Source organism: Aeromicrobium sp. (assembly GCF_023146395.1).
In the GTDB taxonomy this organism is placed as follows: domain Bacteria; phylum Actinomycetota; class Actinomycetes; order Propionibacteriales; family Nocardioidaceae; genus Aeromicrobium.
In genome coordinates, this window is sequence record NZ_JAGLCD010000004.1 from 446,191 (window position 1) to 462,548 (window position 16,358).

At 70.8% G+C, this 16,358-nt stretch carries 20 protein-coding genes; 10 read left to right on the top strand and 10 right to left on the bottom strand.

Features of this window, described 5'->3' with window-relative positions:
* Positions 1–26: 26 nt before the first annotated feature.
* The 3 genes from KAG51_RS04210 (at position 27) to KAG51_RS04220 (ending at position 1,898) form a co-directional block, all read left to right on the top strand.
* Positions 27–578, top strand: a complete 552-nt coding sequence (locus KAG51_RS04210) for a pyridoxamine 5'-phosphate oxidase family protein (RefSeq protein ID WP_290580935.1) — start codon at positions 27–29, stop codon at positions 576–578.
* Positions 579–581: 3 nt separating this feature from the next.
* Complete coding sequence (locus tag KAG51_RS04215; RefSeq protein ID WP_290580937.1) at positions 582–1,604, top strand: zinc-binding dehydrogenase; 1,023 nt, start codon at positions 582–584, stop codon at positions 1,602–1,604.
* Between the two features lie 90 nt (positions 1,605–1,694).
* Complete coding sequence (locus tag KAG51_RS04220; protein WP_290580939.1) at positions 1,695–1,898, top strand: hypothetical protein; 204 nt, start codon at positions 1,695–1,697, stop codon at positions 1,896–1,898.
* 104 nt (positions 1,899–2,002) lie between these two features.
* Here KAG51_RS04220 and KAG51_RS04225 read toward each other — a convergent pair whose 3' ends face one another.
* A complete protein-coding gene (locus tag KAG51_RS04225; RefSeq protein ID WP_290580941.1) occupies positions 2,003–2,140 on the bottom strand; it encodes a hypothetical protein in 138 nt (45 codons plus the stop codon).
* 693 nt (positions 2,141–2,833) lie between these two features.
* On the bottom strand, positions 2,834–3,430 hold the full coding sequence (locus KAG51_RS04230; RefSeq protein ID WP_290580943.1) for an HD domain-containing protein: 597 nt from the start codon (positions 3,428–3,430) through the stop codon (positions 2,834–2,836).
* Positions 3,431–3,471: 41 nt separating this feature from the next.
* Between KAG51_RS04230 and KAG51_RS04235 the strand changes: the two genes are divergently transcribed.
* The gene (locus KAG51_RS04235) at positions 3,472–3,945 is read left to right on the top strand and encodes a hypothetical protein (protein WP_290580945.1); all 474 of its coding nucleotides are present in this window, start codon (positions 3,472–3,474) and stop codon (positions 3,943–3,945) included.
* Here the strand turns inward: KAG51_RS04235 and KAG51_RS04240 are convergent.
* A complete protein-coding gene (locus KAG51_RS04240; protein ID WP_290580947.1) occupies positions 3,860–4,366 on the bottom strand; it encodes a MarR family transcriptional regulator in 507 nt (168 codons plus the stop codon). The two genes, KAG51_RS04235 and KAG51_RS04240, sit on opposite strands and share 86 nt — an antisense overlap.
* Positions 4,367–4,412: 46 nt before the next feature.
* Here KAG51_RS04240 and KAG51_RS04245 point away from each other — a divergent pair, with 46 nt between their 5' ends.
* Entirely contained in the window at positions 4,413–5,417 is a 1,005-nt protein-coding gene (locus tag KAG51_RS04245; protein ID WP_290580949.1) for an EamA family transporter, read from the top strand.
* Here KAG51_RS04245 and KAG51_RS04250 read toward each other — a convergent pair.
* Positions 5,338–6,117 (bottom strand): alpha/beta fold hydrolase, encoded by a 780-nt coding sequence (locus tag KAG51_RS04250; protein WP_290580951.1) that lies wholly within the window; start codon positions 6,115–6,117, stop codon positions 5,338–5,340. The genes KAG51_RS04245 and KAG51_RS04250 overlap by 80 nt on opposite strands.
* A gap of 86 nt (positions 6,118–6,203) precedes the next feature.
* Here KAG51_RS04250 and KAG51_RS04255 point away from each other — a divergent pair, with 86 nt between their 5' ends.
* From KAG51_RS04255 to KAG51_RS04265, 3 genes are read left to right on the top strand one after another with little or no spacing between them, the layout of a single operon-like run.
* The gene (locus KAG51_RS04255) at positions 6,204–7,391 is read left to right on the top strand and encodes an HNH endonuclease signature motif containing protein (protein WP_290580953.1); all 1,188 of its coding nucleotides are present in this window, start codon (positions 6,204–6,206) and stop codon (positions 7,389–7,391) included.
* A 9-nt stretch (positions 7,392–7,400) separates the two neighbouring features.
* On the top strand, positions 7,401–8,003 hold the full coding sequence (locus KAG51_RS04260) for a class I SAM-dependent methyltransferase (RefSeq protein WP_290580955.1): 603 nt from the start codon (positions 7,401–7,403) through the stop codon (positions 8,001–8,003).
* A gap of 9 nt (positions 8,004–8,012) precedes the next feature.
* Positions 8,013–8,570: a dihydrofolate reductase family protein gene (locus tag KAG51_RS04265; RefSeq protein WP_290580957.1), complete on the top strand. Its 558-nt coding sequence runs from the start codon at positions 8,013–8,015 to the stop codon at positions 8,568–8,570.
* 18 nt (positions 8,571–8,588) lie between these two features.
* Here the strand turns inward: KAG51_RS04265 and KAG51_RS04270 are convergent, their stop codons facing one another.
* Positions 8,589–9,605, bottom strand: a complete 1,017-nt coding sequence (locus KAG51_RS04270; RefSeq protein WP_290580959.1) for an LLM class flavin-dependent oxidoreductase — start codon at positions 9,603–9,605, stop codon at positions 8,589–8,591.
* Positions 9,606–9,612: 7 nt separating this feature from the next.
* Positions 9,613–11,832, bottom strand: coding sequence for an MMPL family transporter (locus KAG51_RS04275; protein ID WP_290580961.1), 2,220 nt, complete (start codon positions 11,830–11,832; stop codon positions 9,613–9,615).
* A gap of 85 nt (positions 11,833–11,917) precedes the next feature.
* Between KAG51_RS04275 and KAG51_RS04280 the strand changes: the two genes are divergently transcribed.
* Entirely contained in the window at positions 11,918–12,514 is a 597-nt protein-coding gene (locus KAG51_RS04280) for a TetR/AcrR family transcriptional regulator (RefSeq protein WP_290580963.1), read from the top strand.
* Here KAG51_RS04280 and KAG51_RS04285 read toward each other — a convergent pair.
* From KAG51_RS04285 to KAG51_RS04300, 4 genes are read right to left on the bottom strand one after another with little or no spacing between them, the layout of a single operon-like run.
* Complete coding sequence (locus tag KAG51_RS04285; protein ID WP_290580965.1) at positions 12,459–12,881, bottom strand: tetratricopeptide repeat protein; 423 nt, start codon at positions 12,879–12,881, stop codon at positions 12,459–12,461. The two genes, KAG51_RS04280 and KAG51_RS04285, sit on opposite strands and share 56 nt — an antisense overlap.
* Complete coding sequence (locus tag KAG51_RS04290) at positions 12,878–13,543, bottom strand: 4a-hydroxytetrahydrobiopterin dehydratase (protein ID WP_290580967.1); 666 nt, start codon at positions 13,541–13,543, stop codon at positions 12,878–12,880. Before KAG51_RS04290 ends, KAG51_RS04285 begins: the two co-directional genes overlap by 4 nt.
* A gap of 46 nt (positions 13,544–13,589) precedes the next feature.
* On the bottom strand, positions 13,590–14,450 hold the full coding sequence (locus KAG51_RS04295) for an alpha/beta hydrolase (protein WP_290580969.1): 861 nt from the start codon (positions 14,448–14,450) through the stop codon (positions 13,590–13,592).
* A 26-nt stretch (positions 14,451–14,476) separates the two neighbouring features.
* Positions 14,477–15,088 carry a TetR/AcrR family transcriptional regulator gene (locus tag KAG51_RS04300; RefSeq protein WP_290580970.1) on the bottom strand — a complete coding sequence of 204 codons (612 nt, stop codon included), beginning with the start codon at positions 15,086–15,088 and terminating at the stop codon, positions 14,477–14,479.
* A gap of 44 nt (positions 15,089–15,132) precedes the next feature.
* On the opposite strand from KAG51_RS04300, the gene KAG51_RS04305 reads away from it, so the two are divergent.
* On the top strand, positions 15,133–16,338 hold the full coding sequence (locus KAG51_RS04305; protein WP_290580973.1) for an oxygenase MpaB family protein: 1,206 nt from the start codon (positions 15,133–15,135) through the stop codon (positions 16,336–16,338).
* Positions 16,339–16,358 lie beyond the last annotated feature (20 nt).

Consider the following 16,358-nt stretch of genomic DNA (forward strand, 5'->3'; position numbering starts at 1 on the left):
CGTCGCTACGGGCCTATGCTCGGGCCATGGGCAAGCTCTTCGACGCGATCGACGACAACCTCCGCACGTGGATGGCCGAGCAGCCGATGTGGTTCGTCGCGACGGCACCTCTCAGCGGCGACGGCCATGTCAACATGTCACCGCGCGGCCATGACTCCTTCGCGGTGCTCGACGCGCACCGGGTCGGCTGGGTCGACTACACCGGCAGCGGAGTCGAGACCATCGCGCACCTGCGCGAGAACGGGCGGGTGTGCGTCATGTTCACCTCTTTCGGCCAGCGTCCGCGCATCGTCCGGTTGCACGGACACGGGTCGGTGTTCCTGCCGGGGGAGCCGGGGTTCGACGAGGTCGCCTCCCTCAAGCCCGAGCACCCCAGCACGCGGGCCGTCATCACGGTCGACGTCACCCGCATCAGCGACTCGTGCGGGTGGGGCGTCCCGGTCATGGAGATGGCAGGGGAGCGGGAGCTGATCCGCCAGCACGCCGAGAAGAAGGGTCCGGACGGGCTCCAGGAGTACCGGGCCCAGAAGAACGCCGTCAGCATCGACGGCCTGCCCGGCCTGCCCGTCGGCGCCTGACCCGTGCGTGCGGTCGCGCTGACGCGCTTCGGTGGCCCGGAGGTGCTGGAGCTGCGTGACGTCGCCGCACCCGTGCCGGGCCCAGGTGAGGTCGTCGTCGAGGTCGCGGCGGTCTCGCTCAACAACACCGACGTGTGGACCAGGTCGGGGGCGTACGGCACCGCCGAGCCGGCGGGATGGCTCGGGCCGATCGACTTCCCGCGCGTGCAGGGGGCCGACGTGTGCGGACACGTGGCCCTGGTCGGTGACGGCGTCTCCGAGGACCTCGTCGGTCGACGCGTCCTGGTCGACCCCGTCGTGCGGTACTCGGACGGTCCCGAACCGCTCGTGGCGGCGGTGTTGGGCAGCGAGGTCGACGGAGGCTATTCCGAGCAGGTCCTGGTGCAGGCGAACCGGGCGCACGACGTGACGGCGTCGCCCCTGACCGACGAGCAGCTGGCGTGCCTGCCGATCTCCTACGGCACGGCCACGGGAATGCTGGAGCGCGCAGGTCTCGGGGCAGGGGAGACCGTGCTGGTCACCGGGGCCTCGGGCGGGGTGGGGCTCGCCCTGGTGGGCCTCGCGGCCGCCCGAGGTGCCCGGGTCCTCGCCCTCAGCTCCGGCGACAAGGCCGAAGCCGTCCGTGAGGCCGGTGCCGACGTCGTGATCGACCGGGCGGGTGGTGGCGTCGGCGAGCGGCTGGCGACCCTGGCGCCTGCGGGGGTGGACATCGTGGCCGACGTCGTGGGAGGCCCGCTGGTCGCCGAGATCATGCCGCACGTCCGGCCAGGAGGCCGCTGGGTGGTAGCCGGCGCCGTCGCGGGGCCCGTGGTCGAGCTGGACCTGCGCCAGCTGTACCTGCGCTCGATCTCCTTGCTCGGCTCGACGATGCACACGCCACACCAGTTCGAGCTGCTCGTGGCCGCCGCCAACGCCGGAGAGATCGCCCCCGTGGTCGCCGGGCGCTATCGGTTCGAGGACGTGCGGGCCGCGCACGAGCAGTTCGAACGTCGTGAGCACGTGGGCAAGCTCGTCCTGCACTGGTGACGCGTGGTCGACTTGCCGTTCCCGCCACACGCTTCACGATGAGAGGACGGGCCGCCGATCCGACGCCGGCCCCTCGAGAACGGGGGACTCATGCCTCGCTGGACCCCTGACATCGGCTTCGCCGCGGGCCTCGTGATCATCCTGGTCGGCTCGGTCGCCGGGGTGCTCCTGCTGGTCGGCGGCGGCCGCTACGGCCTCGGTCTGCTGACGTACCTTGTCGCGCTCGTGGTCGGCGCCTGGATCACTGGTGCAGCCCTGCACGCGGAGATCGAGTCCGGCGCACCCGCTGCTTGAGCTGGCGTCCCGGTGCAGGGGATGGTCGGTTTTCACATTGACTGTCATGTCGCCTCGGCCCGTCTCGGCTCCCATCTACGCCGAGGGCTCGACCCAGGCCACCATCAGCGCTCGGTGGGATTGCCGACCGCGTCAGCGCGGCCGGCAGAGGCGTCTGAGGGGCCGAACACCTCGTCCAGTGGCTTGATGATCTGGAACCACAGCTTCGCCCATCGGTCGGACTGGCCGGAGACGGACAACACGCGGTCAGGGTTGCGGATGCAGAAACCGGAACTGCTGTCCTAGATTGCTGCCACAGAGGGAGCGACAGGAGACGAACCGGTGGAGCACCCCGACTGGGTCCTATCAGTGGGATTCGTGCTGGTCGCCGCTTACGTCCTGGGATACTGGCAGTTGCGTCGCCGCCAAAAGATCAAGCGGCGGCCCTTCTGGCAGGTGTACTTGATGTTCACCGTGTACTCCTTCACGTGCGGAGCGCTGCTCGCTGTGATTGAGGGTCTGCTCTAACCGAACCCCTTGGGATCGACCTCATGAGTCTTGAACAACCGTGGGTGGATGGGCCAGGCGCATGGTCCGCGACCGGTTGTGAGAGCGCGGCATACGGTCGGCGCGTCGATCGCGACGCCAGGGGCCGCGTCATGTTCGGGGGCTGGGCCTATATCCGGCGCCAGTCGGAACTCAGGTCACGCATCGCTTCGTTGCGCCCGCAGTCGCAACCTTCGACGCCGCCCTCGAACCAAGCGTGAACCGCCAGGTGCATCTGGTCAGATGCGCGTCCTCGCCTGGTCCTAATCGGAGGCTGATTGCTCCGTGGAGTTCGTCCACTCTGCGCTAGTTGACATAATGTGCATTATCGGATCATTGTGGAGGATCGGGAAAGGGGCTCTCCGCGCCGTCGTCGCGCCGAATCCAGCCTCGTGCCAGGCCCTCGTCGATCAGGCGCCCGACAACGTCGCCCAGAGCCGTGGATCCGGCGACGACGCTGGACTCGCGAGCGCGGACGGTCGACTCGGTGGCCCGGGCATCTGCCAGGTGCCGCCGTGATTCAGCCAGTTGAGCAGCATCGGCTCGAGCCGGTCCATCGCCTTGCAGAATCGCGCCTCGGGCGTGACGCCGGCCTCGAACTCCTCCCACAGGCCACGCAGGCGGGCAGCCTGGTCCTCAGGCAGCAGCGGAAAGAGTCGCTCGGCAGCCGATTCCTCGCGTTCCTGCTGCCCGGCCCGAGCTGCGGCATCGAACACGGGGCTGTCGCCGGCGTAGATCTCCACCAGGTCGTGGATCACGACGAGCTGCATCGCGTGGCCGACGTCGATCGGCTCGTCGGCGTGCTCGGCGAGCAGCATGACCATGAGTGCCAGGTGCCACGAGTGCTCCGCATCGTTCTCGCGGCGATCGGCGGCGGCCAGCGGCGAGGCCCGCAGGATCGTCTTGAGCTTGTCGGCCTCCGCGACGAACGTGAGCTGCTGACGCACGCGGTGGTCGAGGTCGTCGGGCCACGGGCTGCGATCGCTCACGAGCTCCTCGTCGTCCATGTGACTCAGCCAAGGAGCGCCGCACGACCTAGGCTCGACCCATGACCGCCCTGACGACGATCGCCCGGTGGCTGCTCGCGAGCTTTCTGGGATTCGCGGGACTGTCGCACCTGTTCTGGGCCCGCGAGACGTTCCGAGCCCAGGTGCCTGAGTGGCTGCCGCTCGATACCGACTTCGTCGTGGTCGCCTCGGGCGTCGTCGAGGTCGCCCTGGCCGTCGCGCTGCTGGTGCCCACTGTCCGGCGTCCGCTCGTCGGCTGGGTCGTTGCCGCCTTCTTCGTCGCGGTCTTCCCCGGCAACGTGTCGCAGTACGTCGAGGGTGCGGACGCGTTCGGGCTGGACAGTGACGGCGCGCGCCTGACTCGTCTGTTCTTTCAGCCCGTGCTGATCGCCTGGGCCCTGTGGTGCACCGGCGCCTGGGCCTGGTGGATCAGCGCGAGACGAGCTCGGGACCCTCGAGGGCCTCGAGCCACCGGGCCAGGAGACGCTCCAGATCGGCGCGCTCCTCGTCGCTGAGCGGAGCCACCAGACGGTGCTCGTTGGCGATGTGGGCCGTGAAGGCCTCGTCGATCACGGCGACACCGGCCGGCGTCAGACCCACGACCCGTCCGCGGCGGTCGCCGACGCTCGTGCGGCGGGTGACGAGGCCGCTCTCCTCCAGCCGGTCGATCCGCTTGCTCATCGCACCGGTCGTGACCATCGTGTGACGGGCCAGCTCACCCGGCGCCAGCTCGAACGGCTCGCCGATCCGCCTGAGTGCCGCCAGCACGTCGAACTCGCCCTCGCCGAGCCCGTGGTGCACGTACTCGGCCACGAGCTCGTCGCGCAGCCGGTCGGCCAGGCGGTGGAGCCGTCCGATGACCCCTTGGGGGCTGACGTCGAGGTCAGGACGCTCGACCTGCCACTGGCCCATGATGCGGGCGACACGATCCTCCATGAGGTGAGCATATCTTCCAGGGAAGAGAAATGCTAATATATCTTCCATGGAAGCAAAATGGATCGCCGTGACCGCAGTCGCCCCACTCGCCTGGGGCGCGACGTACGTCGTGACCCGCCAGCTCCTTCCGGCCGACGCTCCCCTGTGGGGCGCAGCGATCCGCGCACTTCCGGCCGGGATGCTGCTGCTCCTGCTGGCGCGCCAGCTGCCCCGCGGAGCCTGGTGGTGGCGCAGCGCCGTGCTGGGCTCGGTCAACATCGGTGCGTTCTTCCTGCTGGTCTACGTCGCCGCGCAGGCGCTGCCGTCGAGCGTCGCCGCGTCGATCATGGCCCTCGCTCCCCTGGCCCTGTCCGGATTCGCCTGGTGGCTCCTCGCGCAGCGTCCCACCGTGCACACCCTGGTCGGCGCCGTGGGTGGCATCACCGGTGTCGTCCTGCTGGTCGGTGGCGCCCGAGGCGAGCTCGCCGTCTCGGGCGTCCTGGCGTCGGCATCCGCACTGGGGCTGTCAGCCTTCGGCTCGGTCCTGGCCACCCGGTGGGCCGACGACACCCCGGTGCTCGCCACGACGGCATGGCAGCTCGTGGCCGGCGGTGCGCTGCTGACCCTTGCAGCGATCGCGGTGGAGGGGCGGCCTCCGGCGGTCGGCCCGGCGGCCGCTGCTGGCTATGTCTTCACCTCGGTCGTGGCGACGGCGCTGGCATTCGTCTGCTGGTTCGCCGGGCTCCGGCGCATCCGCGCGGGCGCGGTCGGCGTCATCGGACTGCTCAACCCCGTGACGGGGGTCGTCCTGGGGTCGGTCCTGACGCAGGAGAGGCTCGCGCCGCTGCAGCTGGCCGGCGTCGCCCTGACGCTCGCGGCGATCGCCGTCGTCACCCGCGCGCCGTCGCACCCCGGTGCCCGGGCGCGGCGTGGTCCCGTCCCAGTCTCCGTCTCCCCCGCCGTCGCATCAGCCCGTCCCGCCGGTCGAGCGGTCAGGCGGTCAGGAAGACACGCAAGGCTGACACGAAGGCCTCGGGCTGCTCGGAGTGCACCCAGTGGCCCGCGCCCTTGATCGTGACCAGTCGGGTGCGGGGGAAGAGCTGGCGCATGCGCTCCTCGTCCTCTTCCTGGACGTAGGGCGAGGTCTCCCCCGCGACCCAGAGCACCGGATGGTCGAAGGTCGCGTCGATCTCGGGAAAGCTGCCGATCGTCGCCAGGTCGCGGCGCAGCACGTCGAGATTGGCCTGCCAGGTGTAGCGGTCGTCATCGCCGGCGCGGAGGTTCTGCAGCAGGAAGCCGCGGATCGTGGGGCTCGGGATCTTTTCCTGCAGGGCCGCGTCGGCCTCGCTGCGGCGATCGATCGTCGCGAGGTCGACCGAGGCGAGGCTGCCGAGGAGGTGCTCGAACTCCCCCGCGCCGTCGCTGTCGCCCGGCGTGATGTCGACGATCACGAGTCGGTCGATCAGCTCGGGGTGGCGCAGGGCCAGGACCATCGCAACCTTGCCGCCCATCGAGTGCCCCACGAGGTGCACGGGGCCGTCCGCCGCGAATCCTGACCTCAGGAAGTCGGCCACCGCATCGGCCATCTCGGCGTAGTCGACCTGTTCGGACCACGACGACCGGCCGTGGTTCGGCAGGTCGACGAGCAACGACGTCAGCTCCGGCTGGAGCGCCTTGGCGACCTGCGTGAAGTTCTTGCCCTGGCCGAAGAGCCCGTGCAGGAAGACGACGCGCTCGCCGGTCTCCCCCACCTGCTTCGCGTAGATCGTCACGGGTCGACCCTATCGACTCGCCGACGAGAGGCGTTTCCTCGGCGAAGACTCTTGCTCTCGAACATCTGTTCGACTAGCATGGGCTCATGTCCTCCTCGTTCCCGACGTTGCGCGATCTGCGTCGCGTGACGCGCGAACGCGCGAAGGCCGAGGCTGCGGAGTGGGCCGCGATGGTCGGCTATCGCGATGGTGCGCTGGCTCGGGTGCGGCGTGATGCGACGCCGATGCGGCAGATGCTGGAGCGTTCGGCGGTCGCGTTGCAGATCGCGGCCGAGACGGGCCTGTCGGAGGGGCAGGTCGTCAACCGGCTCGCTGCGGCCGACCGGGTCATCGAGCACACCCCGAAGGTGTGGACGGCTTTCAGTCGTGGGCACCTCGACGCGGGTCGGGTGCGGGAGATCTCGCTGACGATCGAGAAGCTCCAGCGAGACGACTCCCGCCAACGTCTCGACGACGAAGCCGTCCCCTACGCCCGCACCCACACCCTGGCCGAGCTGCGGCGGTGGTTGCGCCGGTTCGTCGCGCGGGTCGAGGCCGACCTGGTCCGCGAGCGCGCCGAGACCGAACGGACCAGACGCCACGTGCGCGTCGAGCACACCGACGACGCCATGGCCTGGCTGCAGGCCTACCTGCCCTCCCACCAGGCGGCAGCGATCGAGAACCGCCTCGAACGACTCGCCACGACCCACCGCCGCTCCGACAAGGCCGACGGCCTCCAGCGGTCCCACGCCCAACGCCGCGCGGACCTGCTGGTCCACGTGCTGACCTCGGCCCCGGCCGACCACCTCCCCGGCACCCCCGGACTGCGGTGCGACATCGCCGTCACGATCGACGCCGCCATCCTCACCGGCGCCACCGACGGACCCGTCGAAGCCGCCGACGGATCCTGGCAGGTCCCCACCGACTGGGCCCTCGAATCAGCCTTCGCCGGCGAAGCGTTCTGGCACCGCATGCTCCTGGACCCCATCACCAACGACGTCCTCGCCCACCAATACCAGGGCTACAGCCCACCGGAGACCCTCAGACGGGCCCTGACCTTCAGATCAGGCGTCTGCACCACACCCGGATGCCTCGTCCCCGCCGAACGATGCGAGCTCGACCACCACATCCCCTGGCCCCAAGGACCCACCCGCGCCAGCAACCTGCGATGGCGCTGCAAACCGCACCACGCCTACAAAGGCCACGACATCACCCCCCACCTCCTGGACCACCTCAGACACACCGGCCCCGGACGCGCACTCACCATCGAGCTCAACCTCGACACCGCCGCCTAGGGTGGCGCGGTGACGATCGACCAGGTGCGGGAGGCGTACGCGCGCCGTGCCGCGGAGTACGTCGAGGTCGTCGGACGGATCGACCATGCCGACGAGGCAGATCGCCGGGCGATCCTCGCGTGGGCGCAGGGCACCGGCGGCCCGATCCTGGATGTCGGGTGTGGTCCGGGCCAGTGGACGAACCTGCTCCACGGGGCCGGCCTGGACGTCGAGGGCATCGATCCGGTCGAAGCATTCCTCGAGGACGCGCGGGCGCGATACCCCGCGGCGCGCTTCAGGATCGGGTGCGCCGAGGACCTCGGCGTGCCGGACGGGAGCCTGGGCGGCGTCCTGGCCTGGTTCTCGCTGATCCACACCGATCCCGCGGCGATCGACGTGGCCCTCGCGGCGCTCGCTCGGAGCCTCCGGGTGAGCGGGAGCCTCGCGATCGGCTTCTTCGACGGCCCGGCACGCGAACCGTTCGACCATGCGGTGGTGACCGCCTTCTACTGGTCGGTCGAGGCCCTGACCGAGGTCGTGGAGCGTGCCGGCATGACCGTCACGGACGCCCGGACGCGTCACCACCCTCCGGCGCGACCGCAGGGTCTTCTCCTTGCCCGCAGGAGCATCTAGCCTCGGCCCATGGGCCTGCTCACGTACAGCATCAACGTCACGCTCGACGGGTGCGTCGACCACGAGTCGGGCATCGCCGACGACGAGACGCACGCACTCTTCACCGACCTGATGGACCGCGGTGGAGCGATGCTCTGGGGCCGCACGACCTACGAGATGATGGAGTCGTCCTGGCCGGCCGTCGCGCGCGGCGAGGTCGAGGCACCGCCGGCGATCCGGGAGTGGGCCGTCAAGCTCGAGGCCAAGCCCAAGTACGTCGTCTCCTCGACCCGCGACGACTTCCCCTGGACGGGCAGCCATCACCTGGTCGGCGACCTGCGCACGGCCGTGCAGGAGCTCAAGGACCAGACGCCCGCTGGGGTGCTGCTCGGCAGCGTCACCCTGGCAGCCGAGCTGGACCGGATGGACCTGATCGACGAGTACGTGTTCCTGCTCCATCCCCGGATCGCGGGACGCGGCCCGACCCTCCACGAGAGCGGTCTGCCGAGCGCACGCCACCTCGACCTCGTCTCGGCGGACCCGCTGAGCAACGGCGCCGTGGCGCTGCGCTATCGACGAGCGGCGTGAACGCTCCCTGAGCGCTTCCTATCGCCAGCCGAGCGCCGGCGCGACGTGCGTGAGCAGCGACTCCAGCACGTGGGCGTTGTAGTCCACGCCGAGCTGGTTCGGGACCGTCAGCAGCAGGGTGTCGGCCGCGTCGACCGCGGAGTCCTCGCGCAGCTCCTCGATCAGACGGTCGGGCTCGGCCGCGTACGTCTTGCCGAAGCGCGCGACACCGCCGTCGATGTAGCCGACCTGGTCACTGCTGCCGGAGCCGCCGAAGTAGGCGCGGTCACGGTCGTCGACGAGCGGGAAGATGCTGCGACTGACCGAGACCCGCGCCTCCCGCTCATGTCCTGCCGTCGTCCAGGCGTCGCGGAAGCGCTGGATCTGCTCGGCCTGCAGCTCGTGGAACGGCACGCCCGTGTCCTCGGTGAGCAGCGTCGAGCTCATGAGGTTCATGCCCTGCTGGGCGGTCCACTCGGCGGTGGAACGGCTGCCGGCGCCCCACCAGATGCGGTCACGCAGGCCCGGGGACTGCGGCTCGATCGGCAGGAGGCCGGGCGGGTTCGGGAACATCGGACGCGGGCTGGGCTCGGCGAACCCACCGCCCTGGATGACCTGCAGGAAGACGTCGGCGTGCGTGCGGGCGAGATCGGCATCGGTCGCGCCCTCGGGCGGCGCGTAGCCGAAGTAGCGGTAGCCGTCGACGACCTGCTCCGGTGATCCCCGGCTGATGCCGAGCTGCAACCGGCCGCCGGAGATGAGATCGGCGGCTCCGGCATCCTCGGCCATGTACAGCGGGTTCTCGTACCGCATGTCGATGACCCCGGTGCCGATCTCGATGCGGGACGTGCGGGCCCCGACCGCGGCCAGCAGCGGGAAGGGCGACGCCAGCTGTCGGGCGAAGTGGTGCACCCGGAAGTACGCCCCGTCGGCACCGAGCTCCTCGGCGGCGACCGCCAGGTCGATCGACTGCAGCAGCACGTCGGACGCCGACCGTGTCTGCGAGTGCGGCGTGTCGGACCAGTGGCCGAAGGACAGGAAACCGATCTTCTTCACGGTGATGTCAACGCGTCGGAGCCTCAGCCATTCCCGCCTTCTGGAGCTCGCGGGTCAACGACTCCCCCTCGATGTCAACGTTTGGCAACAACCGGTCGAGCCACCGTGGCAGCCACCACATGGGCCGGCCCACGAGCGACATGAAGGCCGGCACGAGGGTCATGCGGATCAGGAAGGCGTCGACGATCACCCCGACGGCCAGCGCGAAGCCGATCGTCTTGATGATGATGTCGTCGGCCAGGGCGAATCCGGCGAAGACGCCGGTCATGATCAGCGCCGCGGCGGTCACGACCCGGGCGCTGTGGGTGAACCCGGTGACGACCGACTCGCGGGCCCCGCGGCCGTGGACGAACTCCTCGCGCATCCGCGAGACCAGGAACACCTCGTAGTCCATCGCGAGGCCGAACAGGATCCCGGTCAGCAGCAGCGGAAGGATGAACATGACCGGCGACTTGGTGTCGATGCCGATGAGCTGGCTGAGCCACCCCCACTGGAACACCGCGACGGTGGCCCCCAGCGAGACCCCGACCGAGCCGAGGAAGCCGATCACGGCCTTCAGCGGCACGAGGACCGAGCGGAACACCAGGACCAGCAGCACGAACGCCAGCCCGACGACCACCGCCAGGTAGACCGGGAACGCGTCGCTCAACGACTGCGCGATGTCGACGCCCGCGGCGGTCTGTCCCGTGACGTAGGGAACGGCTCCGGTGGCCGACTCCAGGTCCGACAGGCCGGCGCGGATGTCGCGGACGAGCTGCTTGGTCGCCTCGGCGGAGGGACCGCTCTCGGGCACGACCGTGATCGTGGCGAACCGCACCTGCTCGAGCTGGGCCTGGAAGGTCGCGACCGACGTGGCGTCACCGGGATCGGTCACGGGCGGCACGACGGCGGCCACGTCCTTCTTGATCGTGCCGATCTCGCTCACCGCGGCGTCGACGGCCGCGACGGGGTCGCCAGCCTGGGCGGTGTCGATCACGACCGTCAGGGGGCCGTTGGCGCCCGCACCGAAGTTCTCCGCGATCAGGTCGAAGGCCTGTCGCGGGGAGCTGTCGGCGGGCCGGGACCCGTCGTCGGGAAGGGCCAGCTCCATCGACGCGACCGGGATCGACAGCGCGATGGCGCCGGCGACGCCGAGGACGAGGGTCGGGACCCGGTGGCGGGTCACGAGCCGGACCCAGCGGTGACCGGCCGTGCGCTCGTGCGCCCCGGGCTCGATGTCGTGCAGGCCAGGGAGGTGGCCCGAGGTGATCCGCTTGCCGACGAGCGCCAGCAGTGCGGGCAGCAGCGTGAGCGCCACGACGACGGCGATCGCCACGGTGGCGGCGCCGGCCAGGCCCATCTGCGTCAGGAACGTGATCCCGCAGACCGACAGTCCGGCCAGGGCGATGATGACGGTGAGCCCCGCGAAGACCACGGCAGATCCTGCGGTGCCGGTCGCGACCGCCGCGGCCTCCTCGAGATCGCGACCCTGGCTCACCTCGTGCTTGAACCGCGACATGATGAAGAGCGCGTAGTCGATGCCGACGGCCAGGCCGAGCATGCTCGCGAGCGCCGGGGTCACCGACGAGAGGTCCATGAAGCCGGTCAGGGTGGTGACGCCGAGGATGCCGAGACCCACGCCGACGATGGCCGTGAGCAGCGGCATGCCGGCGGCCACGAGCGATCCGAAGGTGATCGCGAGGACGACGAGCGCGATCGCGATGCCGATGATCTCGGAGGTGTGGCTCAGTGCCGGGGTCTCGGCCGCGTCGCCGCCCACGGCCGCGGTGAGGCCGGCGTCCTCGAGCTGGGTGACGGCCTCGGTGAGAGCGTCGCGGTCGGCGCCTGAGAGCTCAGGTCCCGTGCGGTCGTAGGTGATCGTGGCGTAGGCCGTGGTGCCGTCCTCGGACACGGTGCCGGTCGTGAACGGGTCGGCGACCGAGGCGACGTGGTCGGTCGTGGCGGTCTTCAGCGCCGCCTCGACGACGGCGCGGTCGAGGGCTCCTCCCCCGTCGGTCGTGACGACGAGTCGGGCCACCGCACCGTCGGCCTGGACGTCGGTGCGGTCCTTGATGAGGTCGAACGCCTGGCTCGACTCGGTGTCGGGCAGCTGGAAGGAGTCATCGGTCTGACCCGACAGGAAGACGGCTCCGGCACCGCCGACGGCCAGGAGCACGACCCACACGCCGATGACGCGGAAGCGGTGGCGGAAGCTCCACCGGCCGAGTCGGTACAAGTTCCAGGCCATCGACTGCTCCCTCGAGGACGGGTGTCAGAAAATGAGAGTTCCTCCCACCGTGAGACAGTCTCTCATCGGCCCCTAGGATGCGCCCATGGGCCTGCGCGAGACGAATGCCACACGGACGAGGGCGACGATCATCGAGGCCGCGATGGCGCTCTTCCTCCGGCGCGGCTACGAGGCGACGACGATGGAGGACGTCGCCGAAGCCGCCGAGGTCGGACTGTCGACCCTCTACCGGTACTTCCCGTCCAAGGACCTGCTCGGCACGGCGTACCTCACCGAACCGGAGCGGCTGGCCGAGCTGCTGCTCGCCCGCCCTGCGGACGAGCCGACCGAGGAGGCCCTGGGCCGGGCCCTCGTGGAGCTCGTGACCTCCAGCGGCGAGGAGCCGGTGTACACCGGGCGGGTCCGCGACCTGATCCAGCAGAACCCGCGGCTGCACGGCCGGCTCCTGGACTGGCTGCTGCAGACCCACGTGCAGCTCACCGCGGCGTTGGCGCACCGGCGAGGCGCACCGGCCGACGACATCGTCGCCTCGGTCCTCTCCTGGACCGCCGTCCTGGTCCTCGAACGGGCCTCCGACCGGTTGCGCACGAGACACGACACCTCGGTGCCGGACGCCGTGCGTGAGGTCATCGCCGAGCTCGAGCAGACCGGCGCGCTGGCCCCTCGTCTGCCTCGTCCGTGAGCTCGGCGGCGTAGCCCGCGACCGAACGGTGGTACCGCGGAAGCGTCGGCAGCAGGGCCTCGATCGCGATGCGAAGAGCCTCGTCGGGCCGGCCGGCGTCGCGCAGCGCGAGGGCCAGGAACGCAGCCCGGGCCGTCCCGACCGAGCTGTCGGCCGGCAGTGCCTGCAGCAGCTCGACGGCCTCGTCCGCACGGTCGAGGTTGCGCAGGGTCGAGGCGTACTGGATCACCAGCTGGTCCGAGCGGGCCGCGTCGAGCCCGAGCGCCATGGCCTGCTCGTACAGGACCGCGGCCTCGGCCTCCCGGCCGGCGCTGTCGTGCTCTCCCGCCTCCTCGAAGAGTCGCACCGCGTCGTCTGCGGTGCTCATGGCCGGCGGTCCAGGCAGGTGCAGATGCAGAGCTTGTTGCCCTCCGGATCGGCGAGCACCGTGAAGGACGGCGCCTCCGCGTCGCTGACGAGGGTGCCGCCTGCGTCGAGGATCGCGGCGATGCGATCCGGAGCGGCCTCGGGGGCCACCCAGAGGTCGACGTGGAACCGTTGACGGGGCTCGGCGTGCGGGCCGGTGGGCTGCAGCCACAGCAGCAGCTCGTGCGTGTCGGGGTCGATCACGTCGTTGCCGTCGACGTGGTCCGGCGAGCCGGTGTAGGCCGCTGACCAGAAGCGACCCACCGCCGCGAGGTCGCTGGCGTCGAGCGCGAGCGACTGCAGGCGCACCGAGGCCGGACGCGCCTCGGCACCGTGCTCCGCGGCGAGCTCGGTGATGCGGTGGGCCAGGCGCAGGTCGCGCCGCGTGAGGTCGCCGACGTCGTGGCTGCGCAGGTGGACCTCGACGTGGCCGTGCCGCAGCGTGACGTCCGGGTGGTGCTCGGCGCTCTCGGCGGCGTCGCCGATCGCGACCACGAGCGCAAGACCGCTGACGTAGTCCGGCGTCGCGAAGCGGGCGTGCAGCCATCGCTCGGCCAGCACCCAGTCGTGCAGGCCCTCGGCGAGGAGCTCGGCGGTCGGGACGGGAGTCGAGGAGTCACTCATGCCTCGAGTCTCGCTCGATCCGGCACCGACTACCAGCTCGGCCGCCTCAGGCGTCGGCGACAGCGGTCGCCATCTGCTCCATGACCTGGTGGGCCGCCTCGGCAGGACCGTCGAGGAAGTAGTGGTCGCGCCCGGGCAGGTCGAGGTGCTGGACCGCGACGCCGGCCTCCTCGAGCCGGGCGACGTACGCGACCGCCTCCGCACGCAACCGGTCTCGGGCCGCGGTCACGACCAGCGCGGGCGGCTGTCCGGCGAGGCTCGGCGCCAGCAGCGGCGAGGCGTAGGGCTCGGTGCGGCGCTCGGCGTCGCGGAAGTACGTCGCGCGCACGAGGTCGATCACCGCCGGGGAGATCATGGCCCCCGCGGGCGCGGGCTTGTCGATGGTGGAGACGTCGAGCGAGGGGACGCCGAGCAGCTGCAGGCGCGGCAGCGGTGTCCCGAGGTCAGCAGCCTGGAGGCAGGCGGAGGCGGCCAGGTTGCCGCCGGCACTGAACCCGCTGATCGTCACGCGGTCCTGCTCCCAGTCGCCGTTCTCCTGGACCCAGGCGAGAACGTCGTGCGCCTGCTCCTGGGCGACCGGGTAGCGGCGGCGAGGGGCGATGTCGTAGTCGACGTTCACGACCGTCAGCCCGGCGCGCGCCACCAGGTAGCGGCACCAGAAGTCGTCCATCCGCGGGTACCGCATGAGGAAGGCGCCGCCGTGCAGGTGCACATGGACCGGCGCCCGCCCCGCACGTCGGGGATCGCGGTAGACCTCGCACGTGACCCGACCATGACGCGTCGGGACCTTCAGGCGGCGCGGCGCCGGGAGCTCTGCGCCCGCGAACACGCGATCACGCCCGTAGTGCACCGTCAGGCGGGCGGTCGCGCCCATCAGCAGGGCCTGGGCGTCGGCGAGGAGCGGCATGGAGGAAGTTCGGAGCGGGATGCAGCTCAGGTGGGTGCCAGGTGGGCGGCGCTGAGGTGCACCAGCTCGTCGACGAGCGTCTCGCGCGAGAAGTCCGGCTCCTCCAGCACCCACTGCACGCACAGGTGCTCGACCATGCGCACGAGCAGCCAGGCCGAGACCGCGGGCCGGACGCGGTCGGTGGGCCGCGAGACGGTCAGATAGGCGCCGACGAGCTCGCTGAGGCGACGTTCGAGCTGGTCGACATGCGGCGCGACGCGAGCCCGCGGCAGCTCGCGGGCCATCAGCCGGACGTACTCCCGGTTGCCCTCGAGGATCTCGAGCAGGCCCTCGTAGGACGCCCGCATGAGCTCCAGCGGCGGACGGTCGAGACGTTCGGTCACCACCGCGGTCAGCTGCTCGGCGATCTCGGCCGAGTACGCGTCGATGACGGCGGCCAGCACCGCCTCCTTGTTCGGGAAGTACTGGTACAGCGAGCCGGGGCTGATGCCGGCGGCCTCCGCGACGCGATTGGTCGTGGCGCGCTCGTAGCCGTGCTCGACCACGACCTGGCGGCCGGCGGCGACGATGCGGTCGACCATGTGCTTGGACCGCTCCTGCTGCGGCGACTTGCGCAGCCCGGGCCGTGGGGGTGTCATGACGCGAATTGTATGCGAGTAATTGCTCGTGTCACGCTCCCGACATGTCAGCAGCACCGCCCACCCGTTTCCGCGCTGCCGAGGAACGAGGCGCCAGGATCGGCAAGATCCTGCGCGTCGTCGGTCGCGTCGGCGAGGTCGACGAGGACCTCATGACCCGCATCGGTGAGCGGTTCTGGACCGTCGACGAGACCGGGGCCCGCCTCGCGGCCGCGATCCGCTCCCGGGGCGACGACCGCGTGCGTCTGGACCAGTTCCACCAGGCGCTCGCGCACGGCGTCGACTCCGTCCCCGACGCTCCAGCGGCCCTCCGGGAGTTCTTCGCGACCCTGGAGGACACGCCCGCGTGGGTCGACGTCGAGCTGATGAACCGCGGGGCCCAGGTCTACCGGCGCCTGGGACGCAATGCCGGCGACGTCCTGCTGCAGCTGTCCCTGATCGGCGGCTACCGGTTCGGTGGACCCACCGACCTGCTGGTCGCCACGGGCGGACTGACCGGCGACATGACCCGGCGCCGCCTGGCCGAGACGCAGCAGTGGAGCATCGCCGTCACCGAGCACGACGCGATGCGGCGCGAGGGAGCCGGCTGGAAGCTCACGGCGCACGTCCGCCTGATGCACGCGCTGGTCAACCACCGGTTCGACTCCCACCCCGACTGGGACTCCGCCCACTGGGGCCGCCCCATCAACCAGACCGACCAGGCCGCGACCCTCGGCCTGTTCACCGGGGCGCTCCTGCTGGGCGTGCGGGCCCTCGGCGTCACGGTGAGCCGCGAGGAGTCGCTGGCCGTGATGCACCTGTGGAAGTACGTCGGGTGGCTCATGGGCGTCGACGACGACTGGCTGTTCGACACCGAGCGCCAGCAGCACCGCCTGAACTATCACGTGCTGCTGGCCCAGGACGACGTCACGCCGGCCGGTGCTCGGCTCGCCGGATCGATCGTCGAGGCGCAGGCCGACCTGCACTTCCGCAGGTTCGCCGCTCTGCAGCGCTGGTACGCGCCACGTCGCCTGCTGAGCATGCTCCGCCCGTTCCTCGGGCGACGGGGCCTGGCCGACCTGCGCCTGCCGGTGCGACTGCCGTGGGCCACGGCCCTCGTGCTGCCGGGCAACCTGTGGCGCTACCGGGTGCTGATGCGCACCTCCTGGGGGCGCCACCGGGTCGACCGGTGGTCCCGGGCGTACCGCGACGAGCAGATGTACCGGTACTTCGGCGACGATGCCCCGGACGTGGCCCGACTGAGCCCCTGAGCGCACCGGCTGGGGCCCTG

Coding starts and splice junctions, on each gene's coding strand:
- KAG51_RS04265 (WP_290580957.1), top strand. CDS start 8,013: ATGGGCCTGCTCACGTACAGCATCAACGTCACGCTCGACGGGTGCGTC.
- KAG51_RS04300 (WP_290580970.1), bottom strand. CDS start 15,088: ATGACACCCCCACGGCCCGGGCTGCGCAAGTCGCCGCAGCAGGAGCGG.
- KAG51_RS04290 (WP_290580967.1), bottom strand. CDS start 13,543: ATGAGTGACTCCTCGACTCCCGTCCCGACCGCCGAGCTCCTCGCCGAG.
- KAG51_RS04305 (WP_290580973.1), top strand. CDS start 15,133: ATGTCAGCAGCACCGCCCACCCGTTTCCGCGCTGCCGAGGAACGAGGC.
- KAG51_RS04210 (WP_290580935.1), top strand. CDS start 27: ATGGGCAAGCTCTTCGACGCGATCGACGACAACCTCCGCACGTGGATG.
- KAG51_RS04285 (WP_290580965.1), bottom strand. CDS start 12,881: ATGAGCACCGCAGACGACGCGGTGCGACTCTTCGAGGAGGCGGGAGAG.
- KAG51_RS04295 (WP_290580969.1), bottom strand. CDS start 14,450: ATGCCGCTCCTCGCCGACGCCCAGGCCCTGCTGATGGGCGCGACCGCC.
- KAG51_RS04275 (WP_290580961.1), bottom strand. CDS start 11,832: ATGGCCTGGAACTTGTACCGACTCGGCCGGTGGAGCTTCCGCCACCGC.
- KAG51_RS04240 (WP_290580947.1), bottom strand. CDS start 4,366: ATGGAGGATCGTGTCGCCCGCATCATGGGCCAGTGGCAGGTCGAGCGT.
- KAG51_RS04255 (WP_290580953.1), top strand. CDS start 6,204: ATGTCCTCCTCGTTCCCGACGTTGCGCGATCTGCGTCGCGTGACGCGC.
- KAG51_RS04220 (WP_290580939.1), top strand. CDS start 1,695: ATGCCTCGCTGGACCCCTGACATCGGCTTCGCCGCGGGCCTCGTGATC.
- KAG51_RS04235 (WP_290580945.1), top strand. CDS start 3,472: ATGACCGCCCTGACGACGATCGCCCGGTGGCTGCTCGCGAGCTTTCTG.
- KAG51_RS04230 (WP_290580943.1), bottom strand. CDS start 3,430: ATGGACGACGAGGAGCTCGTGAGCGATCGCAGCCCGTGGCCCGACGAC.
- KAG51_RS04280 (WP_290580963.1), top strand. CDS start 11,918: ATGGGCCTGCGCGAGACGAATGCCACACGGACGAGGGCGACGATCATC.
- KAG51_RS04245 (WP_290580949.1), top strand. CDS start 4,413: ATGGAAGCAAAATGGATCGCCGTGACCGCAGTCGCCCCACTCGCCTGG.